The 14,573-nt window shown below is 72.8% G+C and carries 16 protein-coding genes; 6 read left to right on the forward strand and 10 right to left on the reverse strand.

The features are described 5' to 3' along the window. Positions 1–292, forward strand: a 292-nt coding sequence (locus ABZ215_RS40310; RefSeq protein WP_354955960.1) for a hypothetical protein, incomplete at its 5' end; no start/stop codon positions are given. A gap of 55 nt (positions 293–347) precedes the next feature. Here the strand turns inward: ABZ215_RS40310 and ABZ215_RS40315 are convergent. After that, positions 348–1,103 carry a carboxypeptidase-like regulatory domain-containing protein gene (locus ABZ215_RS40315; protein ID WP_354955962.1) on the reverse strand — a complete coding sequence of 252 codons (756 nt, stop codon included), beginning with the start codon at positions 1,101–1,103 and terminating at the stop codon, positions 348–350. Then, the gene (locus ABZ215_RS40320) at positions 1,100–2,773 is read right to left on the reverse strand and encodes an MFS transporter (protein WP_354955964.1); all 1,674 of its coding nucleotides are present in this window, start codon (positions 2,771–2,773) and stop codon (positions 1,100–1,102) included. The genes ABZ215_RS40315 and ABZ215_RS40320 overlap by 4 nt, the downstream gene beginning before the upstream one ends. A gap of 133 nt (positions 2,774–2,906) precedes the next feature. Here ABZ215_RS40320 and ABZ215_RS40325 point away from each other — a divergent pair, with 133 nt between their 5' ends. Next, positions 2,907–3,557 (forward strand): TetR family transcriptional regulator, encoded by a 651-nt coding sequence (locus tag ABZ215_RS40325; protein WP_354955966.1) that lies wholly within the window; start codon positions 2,907–2,909, stop codon positions 3,555–3,557. A gap of 197 nt (positions 3,558–3,754) precedes the next feature. Here the strand turns inward: ABZ215_RS40325 and ABZ215_RS40330 are convergent, their stop codons facing one another. From ABZ215_RS40330 to ABZ215_RS40345, 4 genes are all read right to left on the reverse strand, one after another. After that, on the reverse strand, positions 3,755–3,949 hold the full coding sequence (locus ABZ215_RS40330) for a hypothetical protein (RefSeq protein ID WP_354955968.1): 195 nt from the start codon (positions 3,947–3,949) through the stop codon (positions 3,755–3,757). A gap of 514 nt (positions 3,950–4,463) precedes the next feature. Continuing rightward, entirely contained in the window at positions 4,464–5,429 is a 966-nt protein-coding gene (locus tag ABZ215_RS40335) for a catechol 2,3-dioxygenase (RefSeq protein ID WP_354955970.1), read from the reverse strand. 18 nt (positions 5,430–5,447) lie between these two features. Beyond that, complete coding sequence (locus ABZ215_RS40340) at positions 5,448–6,488, reverse strand: 4-oxalomesaconate tautomerase (protein ID WP_027936605.1); 1,041 nt, start codon at positions 6,486–6,488, stop codon at positions 5,448–5,450. Further along, a complete protein-coding gene (locus ABZ215_RS40345) occupies positions 6,485–7,192 on the reverse strand; it encodes a 4-carboxy-4-hydroxy-2-oxoadipate aldolase/oxaloacetate decarboxylase (RefSeq protein WP_354955972.1) in 708 nt (235 codons plus the stop codon). The genes ABZ215_RS40340 and ABZ215_RS40345 overlap by 4 nt, the downstream gene beginning before the upstream one ends. A 178-nt stretch (positions 7,193–7,370) precedes the next feature. Between ABZ215_RS40345 and ABZ215_RS40350 the strand changes: the two genes are divergently transcribed. Next, the gene (locus tag ABZ215_RS40350; protein ID WP_354955974.1) at positions 7,371–8,663 is read left to right on the forward strand and encodes an MFS transporter; all 1,293 of its coding nucleotides are present in this window, start codon (positions 7,371–7,373) and stop codon (positions 8,661–8,663) included. A 464-nt stretch (positions 8,664–9,127) separates the two neighbouring features. Beyond that, positions 9,128–9,922, forward strand: coding sequence for a DivIVA domain-containing protein (locus ABZ215_RS40355; protein ID WP_354955976.1), 795 nt, complete (start codon positions 9,128–9,130; stop codon positions 9,920–9,922). Between the two features lie 94 nt (positions 9,923–10,016). Here the strand turns inward: ABZ215_RS40355 and ABZ215_RS40360 are convergent, their stop codons facing one another. Next, on the reverse strand, positions 10,017–10,796 hold the full coding sequence (locus ABZ215_RS40360) for a glucose 1-dehydrogenase (protein WP_354955978.1): 780 nt from the start codon (positions 10,794–10,796) through the stop codon (positions 10,017–10,019). A gap of 114 nt (positions 10,797–10,910) precedes the next feature. Between ABZ215_RS40360 and ABZ215_RS40365 the strand changes: the two genes are divergently transcribed. Both ABZ215_RS40365 and ABZ215_RS40370 read left to right on the forward strand, forming a co-directional pair. After that, complete coding sequence (locus ABZ215_RS40365) at positions 10,911–11,552, forward strand: TetR/AcrR family transcriptional regulator (protein ID WP_354955980.1); 642 nt, start codon at positions 10,911–10,913, stop codon at positions 11,550–11,552. Positions 11,553–11,752: 200 nt separating this feature from the next. Further along, positions 11,753–12,130, forward strand: a complete 378-nt coding sequence (locus ABZ215_RS40370) for a DUF5994 family protein (RefSeq protein ID WP_237338731.1) — start codon at positions 11,753–11,755, stop codon at positions 12,128–12,130. Positions 12,131–12,245: 115 nt separating this feature from the next. On the opposite strand, the gene ABZ215_RS40375 is transcribed toward ABZ215_RS40370, so the two are convergent. The 3 genes from ABZ215_RS40375 to ABZ215_RS40385 are packed head-to-tail and all read right to left on the reverse strand — an operon-like array spanning position 12,246 to position 13,944. After that, entirely contained in the window at positions 12,246–12,662 is a 417-nt protein-coding gene (locus ABZ215_RS40375; protein WP_354955982.1) for a DUF6292 family protein, read from the reverse strand. A 23-nt stretch (positions 12,663–12,685) separates the two neighbouring features. After that, positions 12,686–13,492 (reverse strand): ergot alkaloid biosynthesis protein, encoded by an 807-nt coding sequence (locus ABZ215_RS40380; protein ID WP_354955984.1) that lies wholly within the window; start codon positions 13,490–13,492, stop codon positions 12,686–12,688. Beyond that, complete coding sequence (locus tag ABZ215_RS40385) at positions 13,489–13,944, reverse strand: nuclear transport factor 2 family protein (protein WP_354955986.1); 456 nt, start codon at positions 13,942–13,944, stop codon at positions 13,489–13,491. Before ABZ215_RS40385 ends, ABZ215_RS40380 begins: the two co-directional genes overlap by 4 nt. Between the last annotated feature and the right edge of the window lie 629 nt (positions 13,945–14,573).

Raw genomic sequence — 14,573 nt, forward strand, 5'->3', positions numbered from 1 at the left:
GTACCGCGACGACCAGCCCTGCGGCGACGGCAACTCGGCCACCTGCACCGAGCGGCTCGACCCGGAGCGCACCCTGCTCGGCCCGCAGCAGCGGGCTCGCGCCCGCCCCCACGGGCCACTGCGTCAATCTGGCCGCGGTTCGGCGACCCGCTCGCCCCTGCCGCGGGCCGTGCAGCTGCGCCACCTCGGCGGCTCGTGCGTGCCCGCCCCCACGGGCCGCTTCGACGATCTGGCCGCCGTCCGGCGGCCCGCCGCCCCGCCACGGACCGCCGTCTCCGCAGCCGCCGCTTGATCGCCGCGCTGCCAGCCCCCACAAGACCACCGCTGCAGCCGGCCTGAACCCTCCACTAAGGACCTTCCAGCACCAGCTCCGCGGTCACCGCGTCCGCCGGGATCGTCGTCACCACCGGGCGGCCCGCGGCGCTCGTCAGCGTGTACTGCCCGGCGCTCACCCGCTCGAACCGGTACGTCCCGTCCGCGCCCGTCACCGCCGCGGCCACCGCCCGGCCGGACGCGTCCCGCAGCTCCAGCGCCAGCCCGGCGACCGGGCGGCCCCCGGCGGTCACCCTGCCGGTGAGGGTGCTGTGCGTGTCCAGCTCCAGGTCGACCTCGTGCTCCCGCCCACCACCCAGCGGCACCACCGTCGCCACCGGATCGGCGCCCGGCGCGGCTGCCACCAGCGTGATCTCACCCGCGTCGACACCGGTGATCCGGTAGCCACCGTCCGGATCGGACACCGTGCTTGCGATGACCTCCCCGCCCGCGCCCACGGCCGTCACCGCCGCCGTCGCGATCGGCCGCCCGCTGTGCCGGTCCCGCACCACCCCGCGCACGCTGGTCGCCGGTTCGAGCGTCACGTCCAGCGGCGCGGCCCCGGCCTCGACCGCGACGACCGTCGCCTGCGGCTGGAACCCCGCGCGCGCCACGATCAGCACGTAGTTGCCCGGCGCGAGCCCGCCGAGCCGGAACGATCCGTCCGCCGCGGTACGAGCACGGGCCACCTGCGCGCCGACCCGGTCGGTCAACGTCAGGGTCACGTCCGGCAGCGCCCGCCGCCCGCTGCGCACCCGTCCGCTGAGCGTCACCTCTGCCGTCGTGGTCATGCCCGCTCCGCCAAGTCGATGTCGTGCCGCTGCGTGACCCCGGCGCCGACCGAAACCGTCTCGTGCACCGCCGGGTGCTCCACCGCCACCAGCGACAGCGGCTCCGCGGGCAGCGCCGCCAGCGCGAAGGCGCCGTCCGAACCGGCCGCCGCGCTCGCCGCGACGCTCCCGTCGGCCCGGTGCGCGGTCACCGTGACCACCGCCGCGCCACTCGCCCCGCGCACGGTGCCCGACACGCTCCGCCCGGCCGCGGCCCGGCGCCGCGCGGGCAGGAACGCGGCGACGAACAGCGCCACCAGCGCCGCGCCCGCGCCGATCGCCAGCACCACCCGGAACCCGTCCTGCGACGGCACGGTCACCGGCCCCAGCGACACGGTCATCTGCGCCAGCACCACACCCGCGACCGCGCTGGAGGTGGACGTGCCGATCGAGCGCATCAGCGTGTTCAGGCTGTTCGCCGACGCGGTTTCCGACACCGGCACCGCGGACATGATCAGCGCGGGCATCGCGCCGTAGGACAGCCCGATCCCGGCGCCGATGACGCACGAGGCGATCAGCAGCTGCCAGACCTCGCCCATCAACACGATGTCGAGCCCGTACCCGATCGCGACCACGAGCGCGCCGAGCATCAGCGTCACCTTCGGGCCGCGTGTCCGGGAGATCTTCGCCGACACCGGCGCGGTGGCCATCATGACCAGACCTGACGGCGCCATCACGAGGCCGGCCATCAGCATCGTCTGGCCGAGCCCGAACCCGGTCGCCGTCGGCAGCTGCAGCAGTTGCGGCAGCACCAGCGACATCGCGAACATGGCGAACCCGAACACGACCGACGCGATGTTGGTCAGCAGCACCTGCCTGCGCGCGGTGGTGCGGAGGTCCACCAGCGGTTCCCTCGTGCGCAGCTCCCACCAGCCCCACACCAGCAGCACCACGACGGCGCCGACGAACAGGCCGATGGTCAGCCCGTCGCCCCAGCCCCAGTCCCCGCCCTTGGAAATCGCCAGCAGCAGGCACAGCAGCGCGGCCGACAGGCCGAGCGCGCCGGGCAGGTCGAACCGCCCGCCGGTGCGCACCGACGACTCCGGCACGAACGACACCACCAGCAGGAACGCGACCACGCCGAGGCCGGCGGCCGTCCAGAACAACACGTGCCAGTCGGCGTTCTCCGCGATCAGCGCCGCGGCGGGCAGGCCGAGCGCGCCGCCGACGCCGAGGGAGGCGCTCATCATCGCGGTCGCCGAGCCGAGCCGTTCGGCGGGCAGCTCGTCGCGCATGATGCTGATGCCCAGCGGGATCACGCCGGAGGCCAGGCCCTGCAGCGCGCGGCCGACGATCATCGGCACCAGGCTGCTCGACAGGCCGCAGGTCACCGACCCCGCGATCAGCAGGACGACGCTGACCAGCAGCATCCGCCGCTTGCCGTACATGTCGCCGAGGCGCCCGACGGTCGGGGTGGCGACCGCGGCGGCGAGCAGCGTGGCGGTGATGGCCCACGCGGCGTCCGCCGGTGACGCGCTCAGCAGGCCGGGCAGCTCGGGGACCAGCGGGATGATCAAGGTCTGCATCAGCGAGACGACGATGCCGGTGAACGCCAGCACCGCGACCACGCGGCCGGTCCGGGCCACGGGCGGCGCCGGGTCGCCCACGTGACGGACAGGGGCAGAGGACATTGCCAGGCCTCCGGTCGGTTTAAATCAAGCGATTGACTTAGCCTAACAGGCCTGGTCAGGATGCAGGCGGGTGATCGGTAAAATGCCTGGATATGGGCCAACTGGCCCCTCCGGAGACCCGCGGGTGGTGACGATGACGACGAAGACGGCCCGGGCCGACCGCGTCACCGCCACGCGCGAGGCGATCCTCACGACCGCCGAACGGCTCTTCGCCGAGCACGGCGTGTACGCGGTGTCCAACCGGCAGATCAGCGAGGCGGCGGGGCAGGGCAACACGGCCGCGGTCGGCTACCACTTCGGCACGAAGGCCGACCTGGTGCGCGCGATCGTCCGCAAGCACACCGCCGAGATGGAGCGGATCCGCGACCGGATGGTGGCCGAGGCCGGCGAGTCCGGCGACCCGCGCGACTGGATCGCGTGCATGGTGCGGCCGGCCGCGGAACACCTGGCGGCGCTGGGAAACCCGACGTGGTTCGCCCGGTTCAGCGCGCAGGTCACCACGGATCCCGCGCTGCGGGACATCTTCGCCGAGGACGCCCTGTCGTCCCCGTCGATGGTGAAGACGCTGGAGGGGTTGAAGCGGTGCCTGCCGGAGCTGCCGCCGGAGGTGCGTGCCGAGCGGAGCGCGATGATGCGCCAGCTGATGGTGCACATGAACGCGGAGCGGGAGCGCGCCCTCGCCGACGGAACCGCGACGCCGAGGCAGAACTGGCACGACGCGGCGACCGGCATGATCGACGCCATCGTGGGGATCTGGATGGCCCCGGTGACGCCCGCGTCCTGAGCCCGGCTTGCGGCGGTGCGGCCGGCTTGGAGCGGTCCGGCTGGCTTGCGGTCCGGCCGGCTTGGGGCGGGTGTGGCTGGCTTGCGGCGGCGCGGCTGGCTTGCGGCGCGGCCGGCCTGGGGCGGTGCGGCCGGCTTGGGGCGTCGGCCGCGTCGTGAGGTCGGGTGGAGACGGTCCGGTGGGCCCGGGGCGCAGACTCAGGTGTCGGACCCGCCGTTGTCCGACCCGCGCTCGCGCTCCCCGAAGCCCGGCGGCTCACCGTAGCCACGCGGCACCAGGTCGAACTGCCCGTAGCCGGGACGCCCGCCGTCATCGGAACCGGCGGTCGCCCGCCCGACCGTGAAGCCACCCATGCCCCCGAGAACGAGCACAGCCGCGGCGATCCCCGCCACGACGCCGACCCCCAGGCGGCGCTTCCCGGGCCGAGGAGAAGCGCCGGACGGCGCGCCAGGAACAGCGGCCGCGGCGGGAGCCGCGTGTGCCGCCTGCGCGGGCGCAGCCCCGCGGGCGACTGGGGCGGGAGGTGTCGCCAAAGGCGTGCCCGGTGGTGCCTGCGTAGCCGCGGCTTCGCCTGCAGGCACAGCATGCGATGCCTGCGCGGGCGCGGTCCCGTCAGGGGCTGCGGCGGGAGGTGCGGCCCCCGCCGCAGTTTCGACCGGGGTGGCGTGCGGTGCTTGCGTGGGCGCGGTTTCGCCCGATGCTGCGGCAGGAGGCGCCGCAGCATCGCCGGCCGGAGCCGCGGGCGGCGCTTCCGCGGGCGTGGTCGCATCGCCGGCCGGCGTGGTCGCTGGTTCGTCGCGGGGCTTGTCGTCGTGCACGGGCGTCCTCCTGTCCGGGCTCACATCGTGACGCGCCGGCCTGAGAGCACCCGCAGAACGACCTGTGCGCCGGCTGTGGGACACAGCCTCAACCCTCCACGGGCGGCGTCCCGTGCGTGTGGAACGACTCGATCGTCTTCAGGCCCCACGCCTGCCCCTTCGCCCGCTCGGCCTCGGTCCACGTCACCGGCTCCCAGTCCGGCGCGAAGATCAGCCGCGCGGTCGGGTTGCACAGCTCGATCCGGTTGCCGCCCGGCTCGTAGACGTACAGGAAGAACGTCTGCTGGATCGCGTGCTTGTGCGGCCCGGTCTCGATGAACACGCCCTTGTCCAGCGCGATGTCCGCCGCGCGCAGGATGTCCTCGCGCGTGTCCGTCGCGAACGCGATGTGGTGCAGCCGCCCGGACGAGCGCGTCCAGTCATTGGTGTAGACCAAGTCGTAGGACTTCTGCGCGAAGTGTGTCCACTGCCCGGAGATCACCCCGCTGTCGAGCCGGATCTGCTCGGTCACCCGCCCGCCGAGCGCGTCGCAGATGAAGCCGCCGTTCGCCGCCGCGTCCTGGGCCAGGTAGTTGACGTGGTCGAGCCGCCGCACGCACACCCCGCGCGCCGGGTACGCCTGGGCCTGGTTCTTCAGCGACGGCCGCAGGTGCTCGGGCGGGTCGTACTTCTCGGTCTCCCAGTAGATCTCCATCTCGTGCCCGTCCGGGTCCCGGAACACGTACGTCGGCCCGATCCCGGTGTCGCCGTCGGCCCAGCCGATGCCCAGCCCGCGTTCCTCGATCGCCGCGACCCGCCGCTTCAGCGCGGCCTCGCTCGACGCGCGCATCGCGGTCCGCCCCACGCCCGAGGTCTTCGCGGCGGTCAGCTTGACGCTGTGGTGCTCGTAGTCGTCCCACGTGCGCAGGTAGACGGAATCGCCGCGCGAGCCGTTCTCGGTCAGGCCGAGGACGTCGACGAAGAACTCCAGGCTCTTCTCCGGTTCCGGGGTGAACAGCTCGACGTGGCCGAGGTGCGCGATCTCGTGCCGGGGCGAGGGTTCGAGGTGGGGCATCGGTGCCTTCCAGGATTGTCAGGGACGGGGGAAAACGGTGCCGTCGAACAACTTCCGCGCGGTGCGGATGACGGTCGAGCGCGCCACGCGCGGCCCGGGCGCCAGTTCGACGCCGACCTCCAGCGTGCCGCTCGGGTGCTCGACGCCGACCGGCGAACCGGGCGGCGGCGCGGCGAACAGCTCGTGCCCGGCCGCGCCGTCCAGCATCAGCGCGGTCACCACGCTCACCGCGCCCAGCACTCCGATCGACGGGTGCGGGCGCAGCGGGATGAACGTCCGGGTGCAGATGGCGCCGCCGTCGCGCGGCGCGGCCACCAGCGTCGTCTTCGGCACCGACGCGCCGCTGACGTCGCCGAGCCCCATCCGCTTCCCGGCTTCCAGCCGCAGGTCCTGAATCCGGCCGGCCAGCCCGGTCAGCTCGTCCGCCGCCTCGTAGCCGGTGATCCCGAAGTCCGCGGCGCGCGCCACGACGACCGGCATCCCGTTGTCCACACAGGTCACCGGGATGCCGCCGATCTCGTCGACGACGTTGCCGGTGGGCAGCAGGCTGCCGCACACCGACCCCTCGGTGCCGGTGAACTCCAGCTCGACCGGCGCGGCGGTACCGGGCACGCCGGAGATCGCCGTAGTGCCGCTGTAGTCGACCCGGCCGCCGGGCGTGGCGAACGTCGCGACCGCGATCGAGTCGGTGTTGACCATCCGCACGCGCACGCTGGTGCGGTCGCCGCCGGCGGGCACCAGGCCGCGCTCGACGGCGAACTGGCCGACGCCGGCGAGCAGGTTCCCGCACGTCTGCCGGTCCGAAACGGTCGCATCCTCGATGCCGACCTGCAGGAACAGGTAGTCGACGTCCCGGTCGCCCCCGGCGGGGGAGACGATGGCGACCTTGCTGGTGACCGGCTGCGCGCCGCCGAGCCCGTCGAGTTGCCGCGGGTCGGGCGTGCCCATGATCCGCAGCAGCAGGTCGTCGCGCTCGGCGGGATCCGCGGGCAGGTCGGAGGCGACGAAATACGCGCCCTTGGACGTGCCGCCGCGCATCAGCATGCAGCGCACACTCATTCGCGCTCCAGCTTCGCGTACTCCTCGGCGGTCAGGTACCGGACGCCGAGATCGGCGAGCTTCTCCCGCAGCCCGTAGCGGTCCAGACCCAGCTCGCCGGCGCGGAACGCCTGCCGCGTGGCCTCTTCCTTGTCCGCGCGGGCCCGCGAAGCGCGCAGCCCCTCGCCGACGAGTTCGCGCGGCACGCACAGCACGCCGTCATCGTCGGCCAGGATCGCGTCGCCGGGGCGGATGGCCTGCCGGCCGATCACGACCGGCACGTTGACCGAGCCCGCGGTCGCCTTCACGGTGCCCTGCGCGCTCACCGCGGCCGACCACACCGGGAAACCCATCGCCCGCAAGTCCGCGACGTCGCGCACCCCGGTGTTGATGACGAGCCCGCGCACCCCGCGGTGCTGCAACGCGGTGGCGAACAGCTCGCCGAACAGCCCGTCCCGCGAGGGCGACGTGGTCGTGACGACCAGGACGTCACCGGGGCGGCACTGCTCGACCGCGGCGTGGATCATCAGGTTGTCGCCCGGCCAGCACAGGGCCGTCACAGCGGTGCCGCCGATGCGGGCGCCGTCCTGGATCGGCCGCAGGTCCGGGCCGAGCAGGCCCGTGCGGCCCAGTGCCTCGTGCACGGTCGCGACGCCGAACTCCGCGAGCGCGGCGACGTCGTCGCCGTCGGCGCGGGGCGGGTCGGTGACGATCACCTTGTTCACGCCGGGACCTCCTCGGCGCCGGTTGCCTGCTGTGGCATGGCTTCCTCTCCTCGCTTCGGCTCGTGCTCCAGTCAGCATGCTTTTTGCGGCCAAAATTGTCAACAATCTTGTGCGCACGATCGTGCACCGGGTACTTTCGCCGTCACTTTCCACTGGCTCGACGACGAGAGGGACACCGATGTCCGTGATGGAACAGAGGGATCCGGCGATCGCCCGGCTGTCGGTCCGGGTCACGGCCCTGTGCTGGGTGCTCGTGCTGCTGGACGGGCTCGACCTGTTCGTCTACGGCGCGACCCTGCCCGGGGTGCTCGCGGACGAGGGCTTCGGCCTGACCGCCGTGACCGGCGGGACGATCGGCAGCCTCACCACGTTCGGCATGCTGCTCGGCGCGCTCGGCTCCGGGATCGTCACCGACCGGATCGGCAGACGGAAGATCATCCTGACCGGTGTCGTGGTCTTCTCGCTCGCCTCCGCGGCCTGCGCGGTGGCGCCGTCGGTCGAGGTGTTCGGCGCCGCCCGGTTCGTGGCCGGCGTCGGCCTCGGCGGGCTGCTGCCGTCGGCGATCGCGATGGTCATGGAGTATGCGCCGCCGTGGCGCCGGAACCTGAGCGTGACCATCGTGATGACCGCGCACCAGGCGGGCGGCGCGATCGCCGGCGCGCTCGCGATGTCGGTGGTCGAGTCGCTGGGCTGGCGCTCGGTGTACTGGCTCGGCGCGCTGCCGCTGCTGGTGGTGCTGCCGGTGGTCCACCTGATGCTGCCGGAGTCGATGACCTACCTGCTGGCCAGGGGCCGGCGGGCGCGAGCGCAGGCGATCGCCGACCGCCACGGGGTCGCGCTCGAGCCGTTCGAGCCGGAGCGGACCGAGCAGCGGCCGGGCAGCCTGCGCGCGTTGTTCACCTCGTCCGTCGCGCTCACCACGATCCTGTTCTGGATCGCCTCGTTCGGCGGGTTGCTGCTGGTCTACGGCGTGAACACCTGGCTGCCGACGATGATGCGCGGCAACGGCTACCAGCTCGGGTCCGCGGTCAGCTTCCTGCTGGTGATCAACGTCGGCGGTATCGCGGGCATGCTCGTCGCGGGGCGGCTGGCGGACCGGTTCGGGGCGCGGCCGGTGGCGATCCTGTGGTTCGCGCTCACCGCGGCCGGGGTCGGGCTGCTGGCGATCAGGATGCCGCTGCCGCTGACCTACGTCGTGGTGTTCCTGACCGGCGGCTGGCTGTTCAGTGCGCAGACACTGATCTATTCCAGCGTCGGCGCCCACTACCCGGCCGGCGTGCGCGCGACGGCGCTGGGCTGGGTGTCCGGCATCGGGCGGTTCGGTGCGGTCTTCGGGCCGTGGCTGGGCGGCGTCCTGGTGGCGAGCCGGCTGTCCGGGCTCGGGTTCGCGGTGTTCGCCGTCGCGGGCCTGCTCAGCGCCGCGATGGTGGCGCTGGTGCGCAAGCCGCCGGTCGTGGCGGGCGCCGGGTAGGCGGTCCCCGGGGCACGCGGGTTGAACCACCGGGGACCTGGTCGGCGTCGCTGCCCGGGCAATGACGAGACCTGGGTCCACTGTCCTCCGGCTCGCGCAGGCGCGGTAGGGGGCACCGCGTAGGCGGCGAGGAACACGTCGACCGCGTCCGATCCCGGTGAACGGGTTCTCCTTGTCGCCTCGGTGCACCTCTACCGCGCCGCGCCGCACACGGACGGCCGCGGGGCTCGCAGGAAGCGTGATACCACCCGTACCGGTGACCGTGGCCGGTCTCGTGCTCACGGCGGGCAGTCGCTTCCGGGTGTTCCGGGCCGTCGGCCGCACGAACGGACTGCGCGGAACGCCCGGTCGTCACGGTGCGATGGCTGGTGGCGGTGCCGCGAGGGTGGCCGGCACGCGTTGATCTTCAGCCGAACGGGGAACAGCCGTTTGCAGGGGCAGGCGGCGCGATCGAGACTCGGGGCATGGTCAACAGCGGTGGCAATGACATCCTGGCCGATCGCGAGATCGACTTCTCGTCGGCTCTGCGTGGTTACGACCGCCGGGAGGTCGACGCCTACATCCGCCGGCTGCGCGCGCGGGCCGGGCACCTGGCGAGCGAGCTGGAGGAGAAGGAGCGGCGCCTGTCCGAGCTGGGCGGTGACACGTCGGTGCCGCTGCAGGTGGTGGGCTCCGGCAACATCGGCGCCCGCGTCGAGCGGATCATCGCCCAGGCCGAGCTGGAGGCGCGGGAGATCCGCGAACAGGCCGAAAAGGACGCCGCGGAGATCCGCAAGGCGTACGAGGACCAGGCCGACGAGGCCCGCCGCCAGCGCGAAGACCTGGCGAAGCAGGCCAACGAGGAGGCGCTGGCGATGATCCGCCGGGCCGAGCAGGAGGTCGAACGCCTGCGCGGCACCCGGCAGACGCTGCTCGCGCAGCTGGTGCGGATCGGCGAGATCATCGACTCGGCAGCCGAGCAGGCGGCGCGCACCCCGGAGCTCCACCCGCCCGCACTCCCGTTGCTGCCGACCGGGACTGAGGAAGCGGCCGCGGCGGAGTCCGATGAGGACGATGCGGTCGCCGAGGTCGTGGAAGCGGAGACCGCCGAGGCGCCGGAGTCCGATGTGGACGAGACCGAGACCCCTGCGGACGAGATCCCGGACGCGCCGGAGCCCCGCAAGCCGGCCGAAACGGGCAAGATCAGCCCCGCGATCCTGGCGGCGAAGGCCCGTCGCCAGGCGAAGCAGGAGAAGGCCGCCGCGGCGGCCGAGAACTGACTCCCGGCCCGGCAAGAGGGGTGCGGCGCGAGGCGTCGCACCCCTTTTCTGGTTGGTCTGGGACCGCGGCGTCAGCTCGTCGGATGTCCATTGCTCATGCGGCCTCGGACGGAAGGGCGGGGCCGAGGAGGAGTCCACCGTCGACGACGTACTCCGACCCCGTGATGAACGACGCGTCAGAGGACGCGAGGAACAGCAGAAGCCGGGTGACGTCGGCCGGCTCACCGAGCCGGGGGATGGCGAACGGCTCGGGGGAGTAGAAGTCGGCGATCGCCGCGGTGGCGCCGGCTGCTGGTTCGTTGATGAAGGGGGTCGAGATCACGCCGGGGTGGATGGCGTTCACCCGGATGTGGTCGCGGCCGAGTTCGAGTGCTGCTGTTCGGGTGAGGCCTCGCACGGCCCACTTGCCGGCGACGTAGGGCGCGTAGTGCGCCGTGCCGCCCAGGCCCATGGTCGAGCCGATGTTGACGATGGCTCCTCCTCCCGCGTCGCGCAGAGCGGGGGCGGCGACCTTGATGCCGAGGAAGGTCCCGGTGAGGTTGACGTCGAGGATGCGCGACCACGTGGCCTGGTCCGTGTCCGCGATGGTCGCGGGCGGATTCTGCACGCCCGCGTTGTTCACGAGCACGTTCAGGGCGCCGAAGGCGTCCTCGGCGGCCAGCACAGCGGCGGACCACGAGCTCTCGTCGGTGACGTCCAGCCGGACGAAGCGGGCGCGGGCCCCGAGCTCATCGGCGAGAGCGGCGCCGCGTCGTGCGTCGATGCCGCCGATCACCACGTTCGCTCCCTCCGCGTGGAAGGCGCGCACGTGGCTCGAGCCCTGGCCGCCGGTCCCGCCGGTCACGAGCACGGTCTGGTTGTCGAAGCGGGGCATCGGATGTTCCTCCGGAACGGGGCGACGAGTGGTGAGCCGGTCGACTCACCATCCACTTCGACACTAGGTTGGCCGCAGTGGTGAGTCAAGCCACTCGCCTCGTATGCTCGGTTCATGAGCAGGGCCGTGACGACCTATCACCAGCGCGTCGCCGAGGAGAAGCGCGCGCTGATCGTGACGGCCGCGACCGCGCTGTTCCTCGAGCTGGGCTACGACCGGACGTCGCTGGCGCGGATCGCGGAGCGCTCGGGCGTTTCGCGGGCCACCTTGTTCAAGCAGTTTCCGAGCAAAGCCGCCCTGTTCGACGCCATCGTGACCGAGTCCTGGTCGGCCGCCGACGAGGAGGAGCCACCGCCGGCGGGCGACATCGTCAACGGGCTGAGCACCATCGGTCGCCGGTACGCCGAGTTGCTGGGCCGTCCCCAGATGACCGATCTGTTCCGGATCGTCATCGCCGAGCTGCCGCGGTTCCCCGAACTCGCCAACGCGCAGTTCTCGCGCGGGAAGATGCCCTACTTCGAGTCCGTGCGCAGCTATCTCCTGGCCGAGCACGAGGCGGGAACGGTGCGGATCGAGGATGTGGACCTCGTGGCCACCCAGTTCCTGGGCATGATCTCCAACTACGTCTTCTGGCCGAAGCTCCTGGTGCCGGGCTGGGAGGTGAGCGCCGACCGCGTGGCTCAGGTCGTCGACGAGGCCGTCCGCACCATCGTCGCCCGCTACGCCACGACCGGACTCGCCGCCGGTTCCTGCTAAGTACATTGTGGACCTCTGGGAATGGCTCGTCCCCCTTTCCGGTGTCCGTGCGCGGAAATCCGCTCGCGAACGCCGCCATCGGGTGCTGGAGGGTGTAGCGTCAAGGGGGTCGAGAGCATCTCGCGCGCGGGCGGTCAAGCCGGCGCCGTTCTCGGCCGCTGAAGCCGACCCGGTCACGGGCCGGGGGCAGGAGCACCGGCATGTCGTCGGGCCCGCACGTTCGCACCACCACCCCGAAGGCCGGTATGGCCGCCGGGCCGCCGCGGCTGAAACTCCGAGCGAGTCAGAACCCGTCGGCGCCCACCCCGGGGTACGTCGACGGGGCCTGGTGGCCACGGTCGCGAGACCTGTCCGCGGAGCTGCCGGCACTGCGTGCGGTGCTGGCAGCCCGCCTGGGGCCGATCGACCGGATCGCCTACCACACGACCGCCTGGGACCCCGCGGTGCGCCACTTCGACCGGCGCGGCTCGCTGGCCCCGGTCGTCGGCTACCGCAGGCAGGAGTCGGACACGGTGGACGTGACCACCTCGGCGGGTGACCGCCTGGTGCTGGTGGTGGTGCCGCCCGCCCGGTCCTAGGGTTCTGCGTACCGCGCCAGCCGCGTGGCGCGCTGGCTGCGGTTGCCGCCTGTTCGGACACGGTGGACGTGACGACTTCGGCGGGTGATCGGCCCGTCCTGGTGGTGCCGCCCGCCTAGGGCTCCACGTACCGCGCCAGGCGGGCGGCGAGTTCGGTGCGGCCGACGTCCACGGCGAACACCGGGCGGGGCGCGTCGGAGCGGTCGGCGGCGATCACCTCGGTCACGAACCGCGCCACGTCCGCCGGTTCCGGGACCACGTCGTCCCCGGCGAACCAGGCCAGCACCATCGGCGTCTCGCCCGGCTCGGTCTCCACGGCCACCGCCCAGCCGCTGCGTTCGCTCCACACCAGCATCAGGTCCTCGGCCGGCCGGGTCGGCCACCGCCGGGTCAGGCCCAGGTACGCGGTGGCCGTGTCGCTGAGCTCGAACGAGGTCGCTTCCGCCGGCACGCCGACGGCTTCGGCGACTGCCCGCAGGTATCCGGCGAGTCCGCGGCTCAGTTCGGTCAGGCCGGCGGCGGGAGAATCCATGTGCCCAGCCTAGTTGGGCCGCGTCAGTTCCTGAGCTGCTCGGCCAGGAAGCGGCGCAGCGGTTTCGGCGGGCGGCCGGTCAGGCGGTGCACGGTGCCGGTCACGCGGTCCTCGCTGCCGTGCCGGATGCCCTCGTCCAGGGCGGCGAGGGCGGCCGCGAAGTCGGCCGGGTAGCCCGCGGCCACGAAGCGGTCCGCCAGCTCCGCCGTCCCGACGCTGGTGTGGCGCACCTCGGCGCCGGTCACCTCGCTGTAGATCGCGGCGGCTTCGGCGTAGCTGATGGCCTCCGGGCCGGTGATCACGTGCTCGTCGCGGCCGCACTCGTCGGCCAGCAGCAGCGCGGCGGCGGAGGCCGCGATGTCGGCGGCGTCGATGAACGCGACCCGCCCCTCGCCGGTCGCGGTCACGATCTCGCCGCGGGACCGGATGCCCTCGGCTACCGGGTGGTCGCCGGTGAAGTTCTGCATGAACCACGAGGGCTTCAGCACGGCGAGCTCCGGCATGATCTCCCGGACCGCGCTGTCCACCCGGCCCAGCCCCGGATCGCCGGTCGCCACCGCCGACGAGCTGAGCAGCACGACGCGGCGCACCCCCGCTTCCCGGGCGCGCTCGAGGAACGGGCGCACGAGCGGCTCCGGCTCGGCGATCCCGACCGGCGCGACCAGGTACATGCGCTCCACGCCGTCCAGTACGGCGTCGTGGGTGGCCGGGTCGGACCAGTCGAACCCGGTGCGCCTGCTCGCCGCGCGGACCGTCGCACCCGCCTCGGTGAGCAACTGCACGAGGGGACGCCCGGTGTTCCCGGACGCGCCCGTGACCAGGACTTTCACTGCGCATCCTCCTGCATGGCGACCAGTTCGCCGAGCCGCCCGAGAGCGTGCCCGGCGGCGAGCGGACTCCAGTAGTCCCGCAGCGACTCGATACCGTCGGCGCCCACGCGGACCACGTTGACGTACCGAATCCGGTAGGGCCGCCCGGTGCGCAGCGCCGTGCCGTCGACCTCCCACTCGACGATCAGCACGTCCGGGTCGGTGGTTTCGTGGCGGGTCTGGGACGTGATCGCCTTGATGTCGACGTTGTCGGTGTAGTCGCGCACGTACTCGCGCACCGCCTCCCGGCCCTGGAGGGTGGGCCACCCGGGCGGCGCGAAGGGGAACTCCATGACCCCGCCGGGCGCGAAGACGTCGGCGAAGCCGTCCATGTCGTGCGCCAGCACGCGCTCGTGAAGGCGATCCACAGCCTCATGAGCGCGACGGCGCCGGTCCTCGGGAGAGAGAGTCATGACAACGCTCCTCAGATGGTCGGGACGATACCGTCTCGTCCATCATAGCGCGTGGTGGGTGCGAATCCACCTCGCGCCCGGGAGGTCGGAGCGGGAGTGGGCTGGCTGCGTGTGGGGGCGGGTGCGGCTGGCGTGGCGGAGGGTGGCAGCGGGAGTGGGCTTTGTACCGGGGCGCGCTCGGCCCGCATGGCGGGGCGGGAGGTGGCAGCGGGAGTGGGCTTTGCGCCGGGGCGGGTGCGACTGGCGTGGCGGGAAGTGGCAGCGGGAGTGGACTTTGCGCCGGGGCGCATGCGGCCCGCCTGCCGGAGCCGGTAGCGGGAGTGGGCTGGCTATATGTCGGGGCGGCCCGTATGGCGGGGGGCGGTGGTGAGAGCGGACTGGCTGTGTGTGTGGGCGTGCTCGGTTCGCATGGTGGGTGGCGGTGGTGAGAGCGGACTGGCTGTGCGGGGGCGTGCTCGGTCCGTGTGGCGGGAGTCGGCAGCGGAAGCGGACCGACCAACGGGCCGGCCTTCTCTGCTCTCGCAACCGCCGGCTGGCAACGCAAAGCAGCCGACTACCCCAACCAGACCTCCCCCGCCCCCGATCCACAGCCGATCTTTAGTCGCCGACCAGCCGTGTCAAGGCACGCT

The sequence above is a fragment of the Amycolatopsis sp. NPDC006131 genome, from assembly GCF_040614175.1.
Lineage (GTDB): Bacteria > Actinomycetota > Actinomycetes > Mycobacteriales > Pseudonocardiaceae > Amycolatopsis_E > Amycolatopsis_E tucumanensis.